This is a genomic window from Campylobacter concisus, assembly GCF_902460715.1.
Classification (GTDB): domain Bacteria; phylum Campylobacterota; class Campylobacteria; order Campylobacterales; family Campylobacteraceae; genus Campylobacter_A; species Campylobacter_A concisus_AK.
Map to the genome: position 1 here is coordinate 47,685 of NZ_CABPUX010000003.1, position 17,323 is coordinate 65,007.

14 protein-coding genes are annotated in these 17,323 nt (G+C 39.6%); 9 read left to right on the forward strand and 5 right to left on the reverse strand.

Annotated features, from left to right (window positions below; genetic code table 11):
- Window positions 1–24: 24 nt before the first annotated feature.
- The 3 genes from F3G91_RS09010 (at window position 25) to F3G91_RS09020 (ending at window position 4,473) form a co-directional block, all read left to right on the forward strand.
- On the forward strand, window positions 25–384 hold the full coding sequence (locus tag F3G91_RS09010) for a hypothetical protein (RefSeq protein WP_188116829.1): 360 nt from the start codon (window positions 25–27) through the stop codon (window positions 382–384).
- 79 nt (window positions 385–463) lie between these two features.
- Window positions 464–1,681 (forward strand): lysozyme inhibitor LprI family protein, encoded by a 1,218-nt coding sequence (locus F3G91_RS09015; protein WP_149701361.1) that lies wholly within the window; start codon window positions 464–466, stop codon window positions 1,679–1,681.
- Window positions 1,681–4,473, forward strand: coding sequence for a hypothetical protein (locus tag F3G91_RS09020; protein ID WP_149701362.1), 2,793 nt, complete (start codon window positions 1,681–1,683; stop codon window positions 4,471–4,473). Before F3G91_RS09015 ends, F3G91_RS09020 begins: the two co-directional genes overlap by 1 nt.
- A gap of 204 nt (window positions 4,474–4,677) precedes the next feature.
- Here the strand turns inward: F3G91_RS09020 and F3G91_RS09025 are convergent, their stop codons facing one another.
- Together F3G91_RS09025 and nifJ are read right to left on the reverse strand one after the other, a co-directional pair.
- Window positions 4,678–5,184, reverse strand: coding sequence for a DNA-deoxyinosine glycosylase (locus F3G91_RS09025; RefSeq protein WP_149701363.1), 507 nt, complete (start codon window positions 5,182–5,184; stop codon window positions 4,678–4,680).
- Between the two features lie 97 nt (window positions 5,185–5,281).
- Window positions 5,282–8,863: a pyruvate:ferredoxin (flavodoxin) oxidoreductase gene (nifJ, locus tag F3G91_RS09030; protein WP_149701364.1), complete on the reverse strand. Its 3,582-nt coding sequence runs from the start codon at window positions 8,861–8,863 to the stop codon at window positions 5,282–5,284.
- A gap of 156 nt (window positions 8,864–9,019) precedes the next feature.
- Here nifJ and F3G91_RS09035 point away from each other — a divergent pair, with 156 nt between their 5' ends.
- The 6 genes from F3G91_RS09035 to fldA all read left to right on the forward strand — a co-directional run bounded on the left by F3G91_RS09035 (window position 9,020) and on the right by fldA (window position 15,111).
- Window positions 9,020–10,195 carry a sugar transporter gene (locus F3G91_RS09035; protein WP_149701365.1) on the forward strand — a complete coding sequence of 392 codons (1,176 nt, stop codon included), beginning with the start codon at window positions 9,020–9,022 and terminating at the stop codon, window positions 10,193–10,195.
- A gap of 85 nt (window positions 10,196–10,280) precedes the next feature.
- On the forward strand, window positions 10,281–11,672 hold the full coding sequence (dcuC, locus tag F3G91_RS09040; RefSeq protein ID WP_149701366.1) for a C4-dicarboxylate transporter DcuC: 1,392 nt from the start codon (window positions 10,281–10,283) through the stop codon (window positions 11,670–11,672).
- A gap of 7 nt (window positions 11,673–11,679) precedes the next feature.
- Window positions 11,680–13,443: a M3 family metallopeptidase gene (locus tag F3G91_RS09045; protein ID WP_149701367.1), complete on the forward strand. Its 1,764-nt coding sequence runs from the start codon at window positions 11,680–11,682 to the stop codon at window positions 13,441–13,443.
- A gap of 136 nt (window positions 13,444–13,579) precedes the next feature.
- The gene (locus tag F3G91_RS09050) at window positions 13,580–13,891 is read left to right on the forward strand and encodes a DUF2325 domain-containing protein (RefSeq protein ID WP_002939277.1); all 312 of its coding nucleotides are present in this window, start codon (window positions 13,580–13,582) and stop codon (window positions 13,889–13,891) included.
- Between the two features lie 3 nt (window positions 13,892–13,894).
- A complete protein-coding gene (locus F3G91_RS09055) occupies window positions 13,895–14,608 on the forward strand; it encodes a UDP-N-acetylmuramate--alanine ligase (RefSeq protein ID WP_103611538.1) in 714 nt (237 codons plus the stop codon).
- 11 nt (window positions 14,609–14,619) lie between these two features.
- The gene (gene fldA / locus F3G91_RS09060; protein ID WP_149701368.1) at window positions 14,620–15,111 is read left to right on the forward strand and encodes a flavodoxin FldA; all 492 of its coding nucleotides are present in this window, start codon (window positions 14,620–14,622) and stop codon (window positions 15,109–15,111) included.
- 28 nt (window positions 15,112–15,139) lie between these two features.
- On the opposite strand, the gene F3G91_RS09065 is transcribed toward fldA, so the two are convergent.
- Genes F3G91_RS09065 through F3G91_RS09075 form a run of 3 tightly spaced genes read right to left on the reverse strand, consistent with a single transcriptional unit; the run spans window position 15,140 to window position 17,321 of the window.
- Window positions 15,140–15,877 carry an amino acid ABC transporter ATP-binding protein gene (locus F3G91_RS09065; RefSeq protein ID WP_103573841.1) on the reverse strand — a complete coding sequence of 246 codons (738 nt, stop codon included), beginning with the start codon at window positions 15,875–15,877 and terminating at the stop codon, window positions 15,140–15,142.
- Window positions 15,877–16,545 (reverse strand): amino acid ABC transporter permease, encoded by a 669-nt coding sequence (locus F3G91_RS09070; protein ID WP_021089366.1) that lies wholly within the window; start codon window positions 16,543–16,545, stop codon window positions 15,877–15,879. Before F3G91_RS09070 ends, F3G91_RS09065 begins: the two co-directional genes overlap by 1 nt.
- A 23-nt stretch (window positions 16,546–16,568) precedes the next feature.
- Window positions 16,569–17,321, reverse strand: a complete 753-nt coding sequence (locus F3G91_RS09075) for an amino acid ABC transporter substrate-binding protein (RefSeq protein WP_149701369.1) — start codon at window positions 17,319–17,321, stop codon at window positions 16,569–16,571.
- Window positions 17,322–17,323 lie beyond the last annotated feature (2 nt).

The window sequence follows — 17,323 nt, forward strand, 5'->3', positions numbered from 1 at the left end:
ATCATTGAATAGAAGGAGTTTGGAGTGAATAAAAAGTTAAAAATAGTTTTACAAACAGAATTTGCATGTGATAGCGTATTTTGGATATATGATGAATTTGGTGAAAACATAAATGGCGGAACATGGGTAGAGCAAGAAGATAAAACATCTTGGGACAGCAAACTCCCAGATGAACTGTTATCTTGCCCAGATATAAAAAGGCTCTCGATGGAAATCATGAAAGAATACAATAGTCTTTTTATAAACAATGAAAAAGAATTTAGCTATAAGGGCTTTGCTAGTCCCAAATCCGAAGCAAAATATATGCAAAAAATCAATGAGCTTAGAAAAATTTTATATGAAAAATGTGGAGACAAATACGAAATAGAAGATGATTTGCGTTAAAATACGCTTTTAAATTATGATTAATAAATCCCATAAAAGATACAATAACAAGACTTTATTATCACAAAAAGGAACTCTAATGAAAAGTTTAAAACTTATTGTTATATCTACACTACTAATCACATCAAACCTCTACTCAAGTGAAAAAATCCAGCCTAGCTTTGATTGCTCTAAAGCTAAAACAAGAGTAGAAAAACTAGTATGTTCTGATGAAGATATATCAAGAGTAGATAGAGATATGCAAAAAGCTTATGATCTAATGATGGGTAAATATGACCTTGCTTATATGAATGAAGAGGCTAAAGAGGAGATAAAGCCATATTTAAAAAAGCTAAAACAAAGTCAGATTGAGTGGGTTAAGTATAGAGATAGGTATTGCAACACAAAAAAAGATGAAAAAGAATTTAATAGCTGTGTCTTTAGTAGATATGTTTATAGAATACAATCTATAGTGTCAAGCTACGATTGGAGAACAGGTTTTTCAATAAATGATAAAAATAGCACAAATGATCTATGCTATAACTACTTTACTCAAAAATTCTGGATGGACTCCCCAAAGCCTGTAAATAAAGATAACCCACCTTATGGAGAAGATAAAGAGTTTTATGAGAAATTTCTAATTAATGCTCTTGGTAAAGACATTGCAGAGAGGGAATTAAATACCACTAAGAACTATTACTACACACAACTTGATGGAGCTCCAGTTGGAAGTTATATCATGTGCGTAGGTATAGGTGGAGAAGAAAAAGATATATACGATCTAAGAAGTAAAACATATAAGCCATATTGTAGAGGTACTAGCATGCAGTTCGAGGATTTTTTACATGGGGATTATATAAGGGCTGGTCAAAAACCAGAGTCAGGACTTAAATTTAAAGAGGTAGAAGAGACCAAGGAGGAGTTTAAAAAGAGAGGCTTAGACTATGAAAAGGATGATAACTTTTCAACAGAGGTCTATAAAAAAGCAATAAAGAATGATGCAGATAGTTTTAGTAATGCAATATATAGTACTGATAAAAGCTATGACGCAAATATACTTTCAGACGGAATGGTAAGAATACTATATGCTTCAAATTTAGGCTGGGAAAAATCAAAAGAGAAATTCGGAGAACATTTTCTCTCAAGCAACTCTTCTGATTGGCCTATTCTTATAGTTGCTGATAAATTTTTCTTTAGGGTTTTTACAGGAGAATATGCTAATAATCTTATATGCAGAATGCCTATCCAAAGCAGATTTAAAGATAGAAATGATACTAAGCTTATAAGAGAGTATCTTGATCAGTTTAAGGAGTTTTAATGCCAATCAATGAGAGAAATGCTAGTGATTTTAAAAATAAACTAAGAGATGCATTAAAAAAGGCTGAAGATTTTATATATGAACTATATTATGATACTAATAAAATAGCTACTATAGGTTGCGGTTTTAATGTTACCTTAAAAGAGATACTAAAAGAAGTTTGTGATAAAAAATATTCTGATCCTAAAATGAATGAAGAAGAATTTGCTGGACTACTTAATACCATTAATGGAGTAAAAGTAAAAACTAATGAAAATCTAAGATCTAAGGTATCAGAGTATCTTGATGGCATAAAAATAGAAGATGGAAAAAGTGCTAAATTTGGCGAATTTAAGTTAGATGATGAACAAATTGGCGATATATTGCCAGAGGTGATTGAAAATTTTAGAGATGGTCTAAATAAAAAACTAGCTTATACCACTATAAGTCCGCAAGAGAAAAAGATAGATGATAAAACTAAAGGTAGCAGCGAATATATAGCTCTAATGAGCATGACATATAATAATCCAAGCCTTGTAGGAAATGGCCTAAAAGCTCACTTAAGAGCTAAAAACCGCTTTGGAGCTTGGTATGAGATAAGATATAAGAGTAATGCAGATAATGAGATAGGTATAGCTAAACGAAGATTTATAGAGTCTAACGAATTTGGACTCTATGAAGATGCGGACAATAACGGAAGGGTTAAAAGAAATGAGTTGGCAAACATAAGCATAAACGCAATATCCTTTGAAGAGTGTTTGGATCTATTCTCTCTTTTAAATGTTGCAAAGATAAAAGATAAAGATGAGCCATCTATAACCTATCTACAAAACGCTATAGCTTATGAGACTACTAAGGAATTTAAAGGCAATAGAACCATCCCAGGATACTTATCAACACCAAAGAATGCTATAAACTTTAACGAACACTACAGAAAATACAACACTATCTTGCAATTTTTTGCAGATAAGATAAATGCTCTTTTAAAAAATGTCACCTCAAAGACCTTTAAGCTAGAAGATATCTATGTGATCACCACAAAAGATGATAATAGTCATAATATCTCAAGGATAAATAAGCTTTTAAAGATAAGAGCAGAAAATGGCGAGTTTAAACCTGAAGCCAAAAGAGATATCTTGCTTATATATCCAACGGCTTCAGCCCTTCCTGTAATGCCTATCCAACCAAAAAACACAACCTTTACTATCGTCTTAGCAGATAATACATCGCTTGATTGCTCAAATTTAAACCCAGACGGAAATAGTAATGAGAGTGAGATAGTGCTTATGAACTATAAGCAAGATGTAAGAGAGCCTAATAAAAACTCAAGAGATGAAGAGATAAGCTTTATAAAGCCTTCTACAAATGGTGAAACAACCATCTACAAAAATGCTAACGACATTTTCATATCACAAGATGAGAGTTATGCCTTTAATAGTGGCAATGTAATAACTCTTAACTTCTTTGAAAAAATGAACTTTAACCTCTTAAATTTTGCTAAAGAAAACAGCTATAGCATAAGAAGCGACAAGGCTTCAAGCATGTTTGATATAAAGCTAAGGCTACCAGACGCTACTGATAGTATCTCTACAAAAAATGAAGGAAATTTCAACCTAGTAGTGAGTGATCTGATCATAGAGGATGAAGAAGGTAAAAGCCGCGATATAAAAGAGGTGTATCTTCATAATGGTGAAGATAAAAGGGTCTATCCCTCTTACTACCTAAAGAAAAACGATGATAAAGATGCAGATAGCAATAGTAGCTCTAAAAACTCATATACGGCTAAATTTAGAATAAATATAAATTTAGATAAAAACTCTACAGGCTTTAAAAAGACTTCAAAATTTATCATAGCTACACTTGATCTTAGTAAAAGGTATGACACTGCCGAGATACATGCCAAAGAAGATACTGCTGTTGTCACTTTAGCTAGTAAAGATAAAAAAGATGGAGGTGCTGAGTTTGATATCAAAGTATCTACAGTCGCTTATCAAAAAAATATAACTGAGATCAGACTAAATACTTCAGAAAATACTAGTGCTACAAATCTAAGCATAAAGGATACTTTAAATTTAGAAGCTGTTTATCTACCAAACAAGGGAGATGATGACTACAAAGAGATAAACTGGGCCTATAAGGTGATAAGAGAGGATAAATATAATAGTGAGGTTATGGTAGATAAGCCAATAGGGACAATAAATTTAAGTGAAGAGAAATTTAAAGGTAAAAAGATCACTTTTAGTCCAAAAGATGATATAAAAGATAAAGAGCTACTAAAAAGACTAAATCATGGCAACCATATCATAATGTTTTTTGCCTATCTAAGATTACCTGCATTTAAGACTAAATTTGGAAAGACACATATTAGGGTAGATATAAAAGCACCTATCTATTTAAAATACTCTAATGGCAAGCTTTGTATATATGAGTTTGGGCATACTGATGCTACTATGTGCTTTGATACAAGCTTGTCTGATGATATTTTTGGTAAAGAGGGCAAAGATGAGAAAGTAGAGCATATGCCTAAAGGAACGTACTATATAAGCTCAAATTTAAATAGCGGGGATATAGATATATATGAAGATGATAAGCTAAGTGTAGTATGCTACCAAAGCATAGATGGCAAAGATAGATCATATATAGAGCCATGTAAAATTTATGCAATAGATAGCAATATACAAAGAGCATCATCTATAAAAAGTGGGATAAATTTGATAGATAGTGAGAATAAAAACAGATTTATCCAAAAATTTAACGAAGTAAAGCAAAGAGTTGGACTAGATAGCAAAGAGGTCAAGCTAGAGGTTGGGTAGGGGGGGCTATATCCTAAAAATATAAGTAGTGTGATGGAAAATTTATGATTATAGATTTAGACTTCATAAATATCTTGTCTTAAGCACTATTAAATATGTGAATTTTTTCAAGAGAAAAAATTGGAGTTTATGAAATTGGCCAGAAAGTGAGGCTTTGTTTTATATTTTAGCATTTGCAATAATAGACAAGCAAATTAACTAAATTTAACTTTCTATTACTGCTTTGGCTACTACTTTCCATTCGCATTTGAGCTTTTCAAGGTTAAATTTAGCATTTGCAGGACTGGTTGATGGTAGTTTTATCACTTCATTTTTTGTTGCTTTTAAAATTTCATCATCCAAGTATTTTTTGCAAATTTCATAAGCCTTGCCGCCGTTTGCATAAACTTGCGTGATATTTGCCTCTTTAAATATCGGCTTTAAATTTACAGGCACGATCTTGCTCATTTTTGCGTCGCTTGAGCCCTTTATCTCACACGAGATCGCAGCGTCATATATTGCGATGTGATGAGAAAGTAGAAAATTTATCTTTTCATCCGTACTTTCTGGCACGGCAGCGTTTAAAATCGCAGCCAAAACCCGCCAAAAGCGGTTTTGTGGATTTGTATAATAAAAGCCAAATTTACGAGAAACGACCGACGGAAACGAGCCTAGGATCAAAATTTTAGAGTTTTTATCAAAAATGGGCTTAAAAGGGTGCGTTTGGCTCATTTTTCACCTTTTAAATTTGAAAATTTAGCCGCAAAAAAACGGCTAAATTTAGTGAAATTTTCTCTTGCCGCTTAAATTTGGCAAGAGAAATTTAAATTTACTCAGCGCTTTGAGTAGTCTCCACGCTAGTTTCGACCTCGTCGCTAAAGTCTGCTAGGCTAAGGCGTTTTAGCTGGCGGTAGCGTCTTTGCGCGTCGGCTTTGTTTTTAGCCAGTAGCTCGTCTGCGTGCTCAGGGTTGGTCTTTTTAAGCGAGTTGTAGCGAACTTCGTTTAGCAAAAACTCTTCATAAAGCGACCAGTCTGGCTCTTTTGAGGTGATTTTAAGTGGATTTTGCCCCTCTTTTAAAAGGCGCGGATCGTATAGATATGTCGGCCAGTATCCGCACTTGGTCGCGAGCTCGCCTTGACCGCCTGACTGCGACAAGCCGCCTTTGATGCCGTGAGCGATGCACGGAGAGTAGGCGATGATGAGGCTTGGGCCGTCATATGCTTCGGCCGCCGCGATCGCTTTTATCACGTTTGCTTGGCTTGCGTTTGAGTTGATCTGCGCTACAAATATGTTTCCATAAGTCATCGCGATGTAGCCAAGGTCTTTCTTTTGAGCTGGTTTGCCGCTAGCCGTAAACTGCGCTATCGAGCCTGCGCGGCTTGATTTTGAGCTTTGGCCGCCAGTGTTTGAGTAGACCTCGGTGTCAAGCACTAGCACGTTTACGTTCTCGCCGCTTGCTAGCACGTGGTCAAGTCCGCCAAAGCCGATGTCATACGCCCAGCCGTCGCCGCCGATGATCCACTGCGACTTTTTGACGAGAAATTTCTTAAGCTCTAAAATTTCTTTAACGCCTGGCGCGCTTAAATTTTGCTCTAAAATAGGCAATAAATTTTTCGTGATCTCTTGCGTTTTAACGCCATCATTTTTGAAATTTATCCAGTCGTTGTAAAGCGCTGAAAGTGCGTTTGGAACGCTATCTATGTTGTTTCTCATTATGTCTTCGATGCGGTGGCGCATGGTCTCTATCGCTACGTTCATACCCATGCCAAACTCGGCGTTATCTTCAAATAGCGAATTTGCCCACGCAACGCCCTTACCTTCGTCATTTGTAGTGTACGGAGTAGATGGGGCAGAGCCGCCATATATCGAGCTACAACCAGTTGCGTTTGCCACGATCATGCGCTCGCCAAAGAGCCTTGTAATGAGCGTGATATACGGAGTTTCGCCGCACCCAGGGCAAGCGCCGTGGAATTCAAAGAGTGGCTTAGCAAAGCCAACGCCCTTAACGCTCTCTTTGTTCATGAGATCGTCTTTGTAAGCGACCTTTTTAAATAGATAATCAGCATTTTCTTGCTCGTTTTTGCCTAGCTCTTCTTCAAGCGGCACCATGACGAGCGATTTTTCCTTGCTCGGGCAGTTTTGCGCGCATAGCTCGCAGCCGGTGCAGTCTAGTGGGCTTACTTGGATTTTATATTTTAGCCCCTTGACCTCTTTGCCTTTGGCCTCTAGGACGTGATCTTGCACGCTTTGTGGAGCTGCGTTAAGCTCGTTTTCGTCTATCAAAAATGGCCTGATTACAGCGTGTGGGCAGACAAATGCGCACTGGTTGCACTGGATGCAGTTTTGCTCGACCCATTTTGGCACCATGACGCCAACGCCGCGCTTCTCGTAAGCCGTCGTGCCAGCTTCAAAGTGGCCGTCCTCGTAGCCTATGAAGGCTGAGACTGGCAGGCTGTCACCGCGAGCTGCATTTATCGGTTTTACGACGTTTTCGATGAAGTTGTTGCCGATGTATTTTTCCTCTTTTTGCTCATTATCTGCTAAATTTGCCCACGCAGGATCGACTGGCACTTTTATAAGGCCATTTGCGCCAACGTCGATAGCGCTGTAGTTCATCTGCACGATCGCCTCGCCCTTTTTAGCGTAGGCTTTGTGCGCGTACTCTTTCATATATTTTTGCGCATCTTCAAATGGTATGATGTCAGCAAGCTTGAAAAATGCCGACTGCATTATGGTATTTGTGCGGTTTTTAAGGCCGATGTCGTGCGCTAGTTTGGTTGCGTTTATGATGTAGAAATTTATATTTTTGCTAGCTAAAATTTTCTTAACTTTATTTGGCAGCTTCGCTATGGTCTGCTCTGCGTCCCAGATAGAGTTTAGCAAAAACGTGCCGTTTTCTCTGATGCCGTCAATGACATCATAAATTTCAAGATATGCAGCGACCGAGCAAGCCACAAAGTGCGGGTTTGAGACGAGATAGGTCGAGCGGATTGGCTTTTTGCCAAAGCGAAGGTGCGAGCGTGTGTAGCCGCCTGATTTTTTACTATCGTAGGCAAAATATGCCTGCGCGTAAAGATCAGTCTTATCGCCGATGATCTTGATCGAGTTTTTGTTTGCGCCCACGGTGCCGTCAGCGCCAAGGCCGTAAAATAAGCACTCTTTAACGCTCTCGTCGCTTAGTGAAATTTTCTCTCCAGTTGGCAGCGACGTAAAGGTCACGTCATCAACGATACCCACCGTAAAGCCATCTTTTGGCTCGCTTTGGCTTAAATTTTCAAATACAGCTAGCATTTGCGCAGGATCGACGTCCTTTGAGCTTAGGCCGTATCTGCCGCCAACTATGACTGGGGCGTCCTTTTGGCCATAAAATGCAGCTTTTATATCAAGATATAGCGGCTCACCAAGGCTGCCAGGCTCTTTTGTGCGGTCAAGAACGGCTATTTTTTTCACGCACTTTGGCATCACGTCAAAGAGATACTTTGTGCTAAATGGGCGGTACAAATGCACCTTGATGATGCCCACCTTTTCGCCTTTTGCGTTTAGATAATCAACGACCTCTTCAAGGGTCTGCGTCACTGAGCCCATAGCTACGATGACGCGCGTAGCCTCAGGGTCGCCGTAGTAGTTAAACGGCTTGTAGTCTCTGCCAGTGATCTTTGAAATTTCAGCTAGGTAGTTTGCCACGATATCTGGCACCGCGTCATAAAAGCGGTTGCTTAGCTCTCTTGTTTGAAAGTAGATATCATCATTTTGCGCTGTGCCTCTTGTTTTTGGGCTCTCTGGGCTTAGCGCTTCGTCTCTAAATTTCTGTAGCGCCTCTCTATCAAGAAGTCTATCAAAGTGCGCGTAGTCCATCACCTCTACTTTTTGAATTTCATGGCTCGTTCTAAAGCCATCAAAGAAGTGTAAAAATGGCACTCTGCCCTTGATCGCCGCTAAATGCGCCACGCCAGCGATGTCCATCACCTCTTGCACTGAGCCACTTGCTAACATCGCAAAGCCAGTTTGGCGACAGGCGTAGATGTCTTGGTGGTCGCCAAATATTGAAAGAGCCTGTGCCGCGAGCGAGCGAGCTGAGACGTGGATGACGCCAGGGAGGAGCTGGCCTGCTATCTTATACATATTTGGAATTTTTAAAAGTAGGCCTTGAGAAGCTGTGTAGGTCGTAGTTAGCGCGCCAACTTGTAGCGAGCCATGCACCGTGCCAGCTGCACCGCCTTCGCTTTGCATCTCGACTACTTTTACTGGCATACCAAATAAATTTTTCTTGCCCTGTGCTGCCCAAAGGTCAGTGTAGTCAGCCATCGGCGAGCTAGGAGTGATAGGGTAAATTCCAGCTACTTCGGTAAATGCGTATGACGCGTAAGCTGCGGCCTCGTTTCCGTCCATAGTTTTCATTATTTTTGACATATTTCCACCTTAAAATTATCTTAAAAATGGCTTTATTATAAGGAAATAATCCAAAATTTGTCATTAATCTCTATCATTAAAAAATTAAAATTTATAAATAACTAAGATGTAAGTCAAATTTTAATATTGTAGGGGCAAAGTAAAAAGGATGAAATTTTGATAAATATCCATAAAATAGCCTATCTAAGGGTTATCGCGCTAGCTTTTGCAGCTTTTATATTTAATACAACCGAGTTCGTGCCGGTGCCGCTTTTAAGCGACATAGCAAAGGATTTTGGCATGAGCACGGCTGATACTGGGCTCATCATCACGATATATGCGTGGAGTGTGACGATACTCTCGCTACCTTTTATGCTGCTAACTGCAAATTTAGAGCGAAGGTCGTTACTTTTAAAGGTTTTTATCATTTTTGTCGCTTCTCACGCACTTTGCGCGGTTGCATGGAATTTCACGGTTTTAGTCATAGCTCGCGTGTTAATAGCTATCTCACACGCCATATTTTGGTCGATCACAGCTTCGCTTGCTGTTAGAGTTGCGCCTATTAATAAAAGCTCGCAAGCCCTTGGACTGCTGGCTCTTGGCACATCGATGGCGATGATACTTGGCTTGCCACTTGGTAGGATTTTAGGCGATAGCTTGGGCTGGCGTGTCACATTTGGGCTCATAGGGATCTTTGCTGTGGGCGTTGGCGCTTGGCTATATAAAATTTTGCCACTTTTGCCTAGCAAAAACTCAGGCTCATTAAAGAGCCTACCGGAGCTTGCAAGAAATGGCTTTTTAATGGTGATATTTTTGCTAACTGCTATCGTTATCAGCGCGCATTTTAGCACCTATAGCTACATCGAGCCGTTTGCTAAAGATATAAGCGGTTTTGATGGTAAATTTATCACCATATTTTTGCTTTTATTTGGCATCGCTGGCATCGTAGCAAGCGTGCTTTTCTCTAAATTTTATAAGCTCATACCAACTGCCTTTACAGCTATCTCAATAGCGATCATTTTAGTCTGCTTGCTGACGTTAAATTTCATCGCTACAAATGAGAGCTTGATGCTTGCGCTTGCCTTTATCTGGGGGCTTGGCATAGCTGGGATAAATATGAGCTTTCAGATAAAGGTGCTAAGCTTAGCCGCAAATGCCACGGACGCTGCGATGGCGATATATTCAGCCATTTATAACATTGGCATAGGAGCTGGCGCACTAATAGGTCATCAAACGATAGTTCGTCTTGGCGAGCAAAATATCGGCAACGTTGGCAGCCTTTTTGCAGCGGCTGGACTTGTCATCTTTCTCGTTGCAGCGGTTAAATTTAGGGCAAAAGAGCTCCAAAAGTAAATTAAATGAAAATTTTTATTTTAGTTTAAAAAAAGGTTTTCTGCACTAGAATTTGACCAGTTAAATTCGCTCAAAGGAGTATAAAATGGCTTTTGGGGGTATTATAATTGGTCTAGTGACCCTTTTTGTAGTGGGATATGCCATCGTCAAAGGCAAATACGCGCCACTCGTTCTCTTTCTCTCTGGCGTTTTTATGCTGATCTGCTCGGTCATGCTTGGCACTGGGCACTTTATGCCAAAGCAGGCTGTGCCAACAGGAAATGAATATTTTAACATCGTAGAATTTATACGCTACATGTTCTCAAACAGGCTTTCAAATCTTGGCCTCATCATTATGTTTATGGTCGGTTTTGCAAGCTATATGACGCACATTGGAGCAAACCACGCCTTCGTTGGTATCGCTACAAAGCGCTTTAAGATGATAAAAAACCCTTACATTATGGTTTTTGTCGCATTTTTAGTCGCAAAGCTCATCAGTATGGTTATCACCAGTGCCGTTGGGCTGGGCGTTTTGTGCCTTGCGCTACTTGGGCCAGTGCTCATCTCGCTTGGGCTAAATAAATTAACAGTAGGCTCGATCTGTGCTATGTCTGGAGCTGTTTCGCTGGTGCTTCTTGGTGCTTCGACAGCTGCCGCCGCAAAGGCTACGCAGCTTAATATACTGGATTATGTATTTACATATAAAATTCCAGCCGGTCTGCCAACGACGCTGGTTATTGGCATCGCTCTAGTTTTTTGGAACAGATATCTGGATAAAAAAGAGGGCTGGGTTTGCAGTGAGCATGTGGGCGATGTTATGGAGTTTGAGGGGACAAAGAGCGAGCTAAAAGATGCGCCTAAAATTTATGCACTACTGCCATTTTTACCGATGATATTAGTCGTTGTATTCTCGCGCTACGCTATCACTTCTATCAAGCTTGATATTTCAGCTATCATCATCATCTCAGTTGTCATTGCCATGATATTTGAGGCGATAAGGTGTAAATTTAAATTTGACGTTATTGCTGATGGGCTAAAGGTCTTTTTTAATGCTATGGGTAAAAGTTTAAGCGGCGTTGTCGTTTTAATCATCGCAGCTGGCGTCTTTGCAGAGGGTTTTAAGGCTCTTGGTATGATAGATGCGATCATAAAACTCGCAAATACTCTAGGACTTGCTGGCTTTGGCATGTCGGTGCTCTTTGTCGTTATTACAACGCTAGTTACTATCATCTCTGGCTCAAACGGAGCGAGCTTCTATCCGCTCATAGAGATGGTGCCACAAATCGCATCTAAACTAAACGTGAGCTCAGTCATGCTGGTACTTCCTATGCATCAAGCCTCAACGATCGCCCGTCCGATCTCGCCAGTATCAGGCGTAGTCATCGCCATAGCTGGCATGCTAAAGTGCAGCCCAATGGATATTGTAAAACGCTGCAGTGTGCCTGCTATTTTGGGACTAGTAAGCCATCATATTTTTGTATTTTTACTTTCATTGTGAGGATGGTATGAAGCGAGTTGTTTGGGACTTTAGCGATGCTTATGGCGACATTGATAGTGCTAAATTTAAAGAGGCGTTTGAAAATTTAGAAGCTCTTATCTTAGAGGCTATAAATTTAGCCAGCAAAAAAGAAGGTTTAAGCTTAGCCATAAATGCTTATGAGCTTGCTTTTGGTGAGCTAAATTCGCTTTTGGCGTTTTGCAGGTGCAAGGCGAGCAATGACGTAAAAGACGAGCGAGCAAGCGCTGCGGAGATCCCACTTTTGATGAGTGGGGTAAATTTAGAAAAAGCAAAGCTAGCTATTTTTAATGCCATAAACAAGCTTGAGGGCTCAAATTTATTCTTTAAAAGTGATGAGTTTAAAAAGATAAAGCCACTTTATGATGAGCATAAAAATAGCTATCAGCGTATACTTGACGCAAAAAGTGGCGAAATTTATGATCAAATTTCACTTAGCAGCTTTGCGCCGATTTATGGCATATTTAGGCACCTAAACAACCTCATATCAGTAAAAACAGTAAATGGCTCTAGCGAAGAAAATGCGTATAGCTACGCAAAATGCGCTGGTGTTTTAAAAGGCTCGCCAGATCAAATTTTAAGAAAAAATGTCTTTTGCGGACTAAAAGAGCACTATGAAAAACATGCAAATTTATATGCAGACTTACTAAATATGCTAGCTGGCTTTAGGCTTAGTAAATTTAATGCTGCAAAAACCGACTTTTTAACGCCAAGCTTGGAGCAAAATAAGATCAGCAAAGATACGCTTGAAGCGATGTTTGAGGCAGTTTGCATGAGGCTAGAGAAGATAAGAGAGTGCGTGAGTCTTAGGGCGAAGTACCTTCCAAATGGCGAAATTTACGCCTGCGATCTTTTGGCTCCCTCACCATTTGCTAGCAAGGATAAATTCTCCTACGAAGAGGCTATAAATTTGATCCTTGCAGCACTTAGCAAGCTGGGTATTGAAGCTTGCGAATTTGTAAAGATGATGCTAGAAAAAGGCTGGATAGAGGCCGAGGTGCGTGACAATAAAGCGGCTGGGGCATTTTGCGTTTGGCTTGGTAAATTTAAGCAGCCGCGACTTTTTTCAAGCTATACAGGTGCTCTATCTCACGTCATACAGCAGGCTCACGAGCTGGGCCACGCTTGGCACTACTGGCTCATGCGCGACATCTGCGCACTTCATCAAAAGCCACCTATGAGCCTAGCTGAGTGTGCTAGTACATTTAATGAAGCCCTACTTAGAAATCACCTTAGAAAAAGTAGCAGTGATGATAAATTTTGCTTTGATATCCTTTGGCAGGAGCTAAAATCAGCGGCAAATTTTATGCTAAATATCGGCGTTAGATATGAGTTTGAGAGTGCCTTTTTAAAAGCTAGACAAGATGGCGTTGTGAGCGCTAAAGAGATAGAAAATTTCATGCAAATGGCGTGGGATAAATTTTATGGCGAGACGACAAAAGATAGTGAGAGCATTTTGCCTTACTTTAAGCTGCATTTTTACAAAACAGATCAATACATCTACAACTATCCTTATATGATCGGCTATTTGATATCGCAGTTTTTAATAAGCGAATTTGAAAATGATAGCGGTAAATTTCTGGTAAGATATAAGGCATTTTTGATAGATAGTGGGGTGATGAGCGTTGAAGATCTTTTGCAAAAACACTTCAAAAAAGATGCCAGAAGAAGCGAATTTTGGCTTCAGTGTGTGGACCATGCTTTGGGCTACGCAGATGAGTTTAAAAAGCTAGAAAAGAAAATTAACTTTTAAATTTAACCTCCCAAAACAACCAAAAACGTTACAAATTTCTACAAATAAGTGATAATAAATATCATAACTAAGAATAATTTTAGCTAAGCTTTTTTATAATCGTTATCAGAAAACGAATAAATTTTAGGAGCTTGTTATGTCAGTTTTAGTTATCGGAGCAGATGAGATCACGCCTATTAAGGCTGTTTTGCATGATTTGGGAGCTGAGAAGATAGAGCACTGGGACGCTAGAAACGAAAACCGCGTAAATCGCAAGCCGATCCCACAAGATACTGAGTGCGTGGTGATGCTAACTAGCTTTTTAAACCACAATACGATGAAGACTATTAAAACTCAAGCGAAAAAGAGAAATATCCCTATCGTTTGTGCAAAAAGAAGCGTTAGTTGCGTATTTTGCGAGTATTGTAAGGTCTTTGGCCTAGATAAGGAATTTGGATGCAAAGAATAATAGATGAAGTTCGGGTTTTTATCAGATATTGGCGAAATAACTCCAAGTATTTTTGCAAAGCTTGACAAGCTTTCGCGTGCAAAAATTTTTATCGCACTTTATAATGTTGGCGTAGAGAGCGAGCTAAAGATACCGCTTTCTTACGCTAAATTTCTAAATTTCAAAGACATTTTTGAGGCTAGGATAAATTTCTTACTGCGTGATAAATTTTTAAATTTCAAACCAGTTGATAGCTTTTGCATACCTTCAAACGTCGTTATAAATGCTTATTTGAAAAATGATTTTAAGGCGTTGAGATTTGTAGCAAAAGAGCCAAAGATGGCAGCTGCAAAGATGATAAAGATGCTTTATAGAAGCGGAGAATTTGAGTTTTTCATTGACGCAGCGCAGATGTTTTGTCAATTTGTTTATGATAAAATACGCCTCCGCCATCAGGACAAAGAGGTCGTGCTAAATGGCGGCGTCATCTCGGTCAAAAAGGGTGGCAAAAATTTACTCAGCGTCATGCCAAGCTTTAAAAAAGTGAGCTTTGATGATATGAGAAATTTAAACGACGACATCGATGCAGCCGTTTGCGTGCTTGGTCACGAGTGCGAGATGGTCTATATCGTTTGCCCTAGAAATGAGGAATTTAGGCGGCACGTTGAGGTTAGACACTGTTTTGCAAGAGGGTGCATAAAGCTCGTGCCTTATACGATTATTAGTAAAATTTTTTAAAAAGGATAAAAATGATAGGTATAGTTTTTGGAAGTAGCATGGGAAATACCGAAGATGCAGCAAAACTTATAAGCGAGGGTTTGGGACTTGAAAACGAGCTTTTAAACGTCTCTGACGTGGACGCAGCGAAGCTAAATAGCTTTGATAAGCTCATCCTTGGCACATCGACTTGGGGTAGCGGCGATCTTCAAGATGACTGGGACGCGTTTGATTTTAAAGCGTTAAATTTAAGCGGTAAAACGGTCGCTGTTTTTGGCATGGGCGATAGCGAGAGCTACTCTGATGAGTACTGTAACGGCATGGCAAAGCTTTACGATAAGGTCGTAAAAGCAGGTGCAAAAGTAGTTGGCGAAGTTAGCACTGATGGCTATACATTTGATGGTTCTGATGCCGTAAGAGGCGGTAAATTTGTAGGTCTAGCGCTTGATGCTGATAACCAAAGTGACAAAACTGAGGGTAGAATTTCAGCTTGGATCGAGCAGATAAAACCATACTTTGCGTAATTAATTTAGCTAGATCTTCTAGCTAAATTTATATATCCATAGCCGAGATGAAGCTTTTTATCCTCTCATTTTGGCTGTTAAAAAACTCATCAACTAAGCCATCAAAGGCGATCACGCCTTTATCTAAAAACAAAATTCTATCAGCTATCTTTCTAGCAAAATTCATATTATGAGTGACGATGATCATAGACTTTTTCTCTTTTGCAAGAGATAAGATGACCTTTAAAACTTCGGCCTCAAGCTCTGGATCAAGCGCACTTGTAGGTTCGTCAAGTAGCAAAAAGTATGGATTTACAGCTAGCGCTCTAGCGATGGCCACGCGCTGTGCTTGTCCGCCTGAGAGCCTGTTTGGGTAGGTATCTTCTTTGTGGCTAAGTCCTACTTTAGATAAAAGCTCTTTTGCCTCTTTTATCGCTTCATTTTTATCCTTTTTTTGAACGTAGATCGGAGCTTCGGTGACATTTTGAAGCGCTGTTAGGTGCGGGAAGAGGTTGAAGCTTTGAAAGACCATGCCTGTTTTTTTGCGAATTTCTAAAAGCTCTTTTGAGCTAAGCTTCTCTTTAAAATTTACACTCCTATCATCTACCTCTAAAGTGCCACTTTGTGGGATCTCAAGTAAATTTATGCATCTAAGAAGTGTTGATTTGCCACAACCAGATGAGCCAACTATCACGGTCGTTTGCCCCTCTTTAAAGCTTGTACTTATGTTATCTAGCACCAAATGATCGCCGTAAGATTTGCTTATATTTTTAAAATTTATAGCCATTAGACATACCTTGAGACAGCTTTTTCAAGCCTTGATTGAAGATAGGTTAAAAGTGTGCAAACCACTAGATAGATGAGTGCTGCTAGGATGTAGAGGATGAGTGGCTCAAAGGTCCTTGCTGCGATCCTTTGAGCGACCATAAACATATCTACCATCGTTATAGAAGCTGCTAGTGAAGTGTCTTTAACAAGGCCTATAAATGTGTTTGAAAGCGGTGGTAGCGAGATTCTCACTGCTTGAGGCGCGATGATGCGCTTTAAAATTTGATAGTGCGTCATGCCAAGTGATGTGGCAGCCTCCCACTGACCTTTTGGCACAGAAAGTATGGCAGCCCTTACAGACTCAGACGCATAAGCGCCCACGTTTAGGCTAAATGCGATAGTGGCCGCACTCCAAGTATCAAGCGTGACACCGATGCTAGGAAGCCCGTAAAATACGATGAAAAGCTGCACAAGAAGCGGTGTGCCACGAAATATCCAAACGTAGGTGGCAAATATAAATTTTAAAATTTTTATATTTGAAAGCCTCGCTACTGCTGTGATAATTGCGATGACAAGCCCTAGCGAAAACGAGAGCAAAGTAAGTGGGATCGTCACTTTTAAAAGCGCGATGATCATCGGTAGTGTCGAGCTTGAAACAAGCTCGATCACTCTATCTAAATTTTCCATTTTTGCCTTGTTGGTTTATAAATTTATTTTGAGACGTCTTTGCCAAAGTAGCTTTTAGAGATAGCTTCTAGTTTGCCCTCTTTTGAAAGTTCAGTTAAAGCATTTGAAATTTGCTCCGCAAGCTCGGCGTTGTCTTTCTTAACAGCTGCTGCTGTGTAGTCTTTCTCATCAAGTGAGGCAGCTATCTTTACAGGTGCATTTGGGCGCTCTTTTATGAAGTCGTAAAATACGATGTTATCTCTTACAACAGCATCTACACGCCTTGATATAAGAAGCTCCATACTTTTAGCAAAACTATCTGTTACGACGTGCTCAGCACCGTATTTTACGGCTACTTTCGCCCAGTTGCTAGTTGCTGAGTCGGCATCTTTTTTACCTTTTAGATCAGCAAAACTTTTGATGTCGTTATTATCTTTTCTAGTGATGATAGCACCAAATGTCACAGTATAAGGCACTGAAAAAGCATATTTTTTCTTTCTCTCATCAGTTATGCTTACTTGGTTAAATACAACGTCTGCCTTGCCAGTATCAAATGCTGCTAGCATCGCATCCCAAGGAGCTGTTAGAAACTCAACTTTTAAATTTAGCTTTTGCGCTACTGCTCTTGCGATATCTACGTCGTATCCTACTAGCTCATTTTTGTCATTATAAAATGTAAAAGGCGCGTAAGTGCCTTCTGTTGCTACTGTTAGCACACCATCTTTTATAGTTTTTGCTTGCAAATTTAGAGCCATCGCAAGCACAGCTACTACTTTTAATAAATTTGTAAATTTCATTT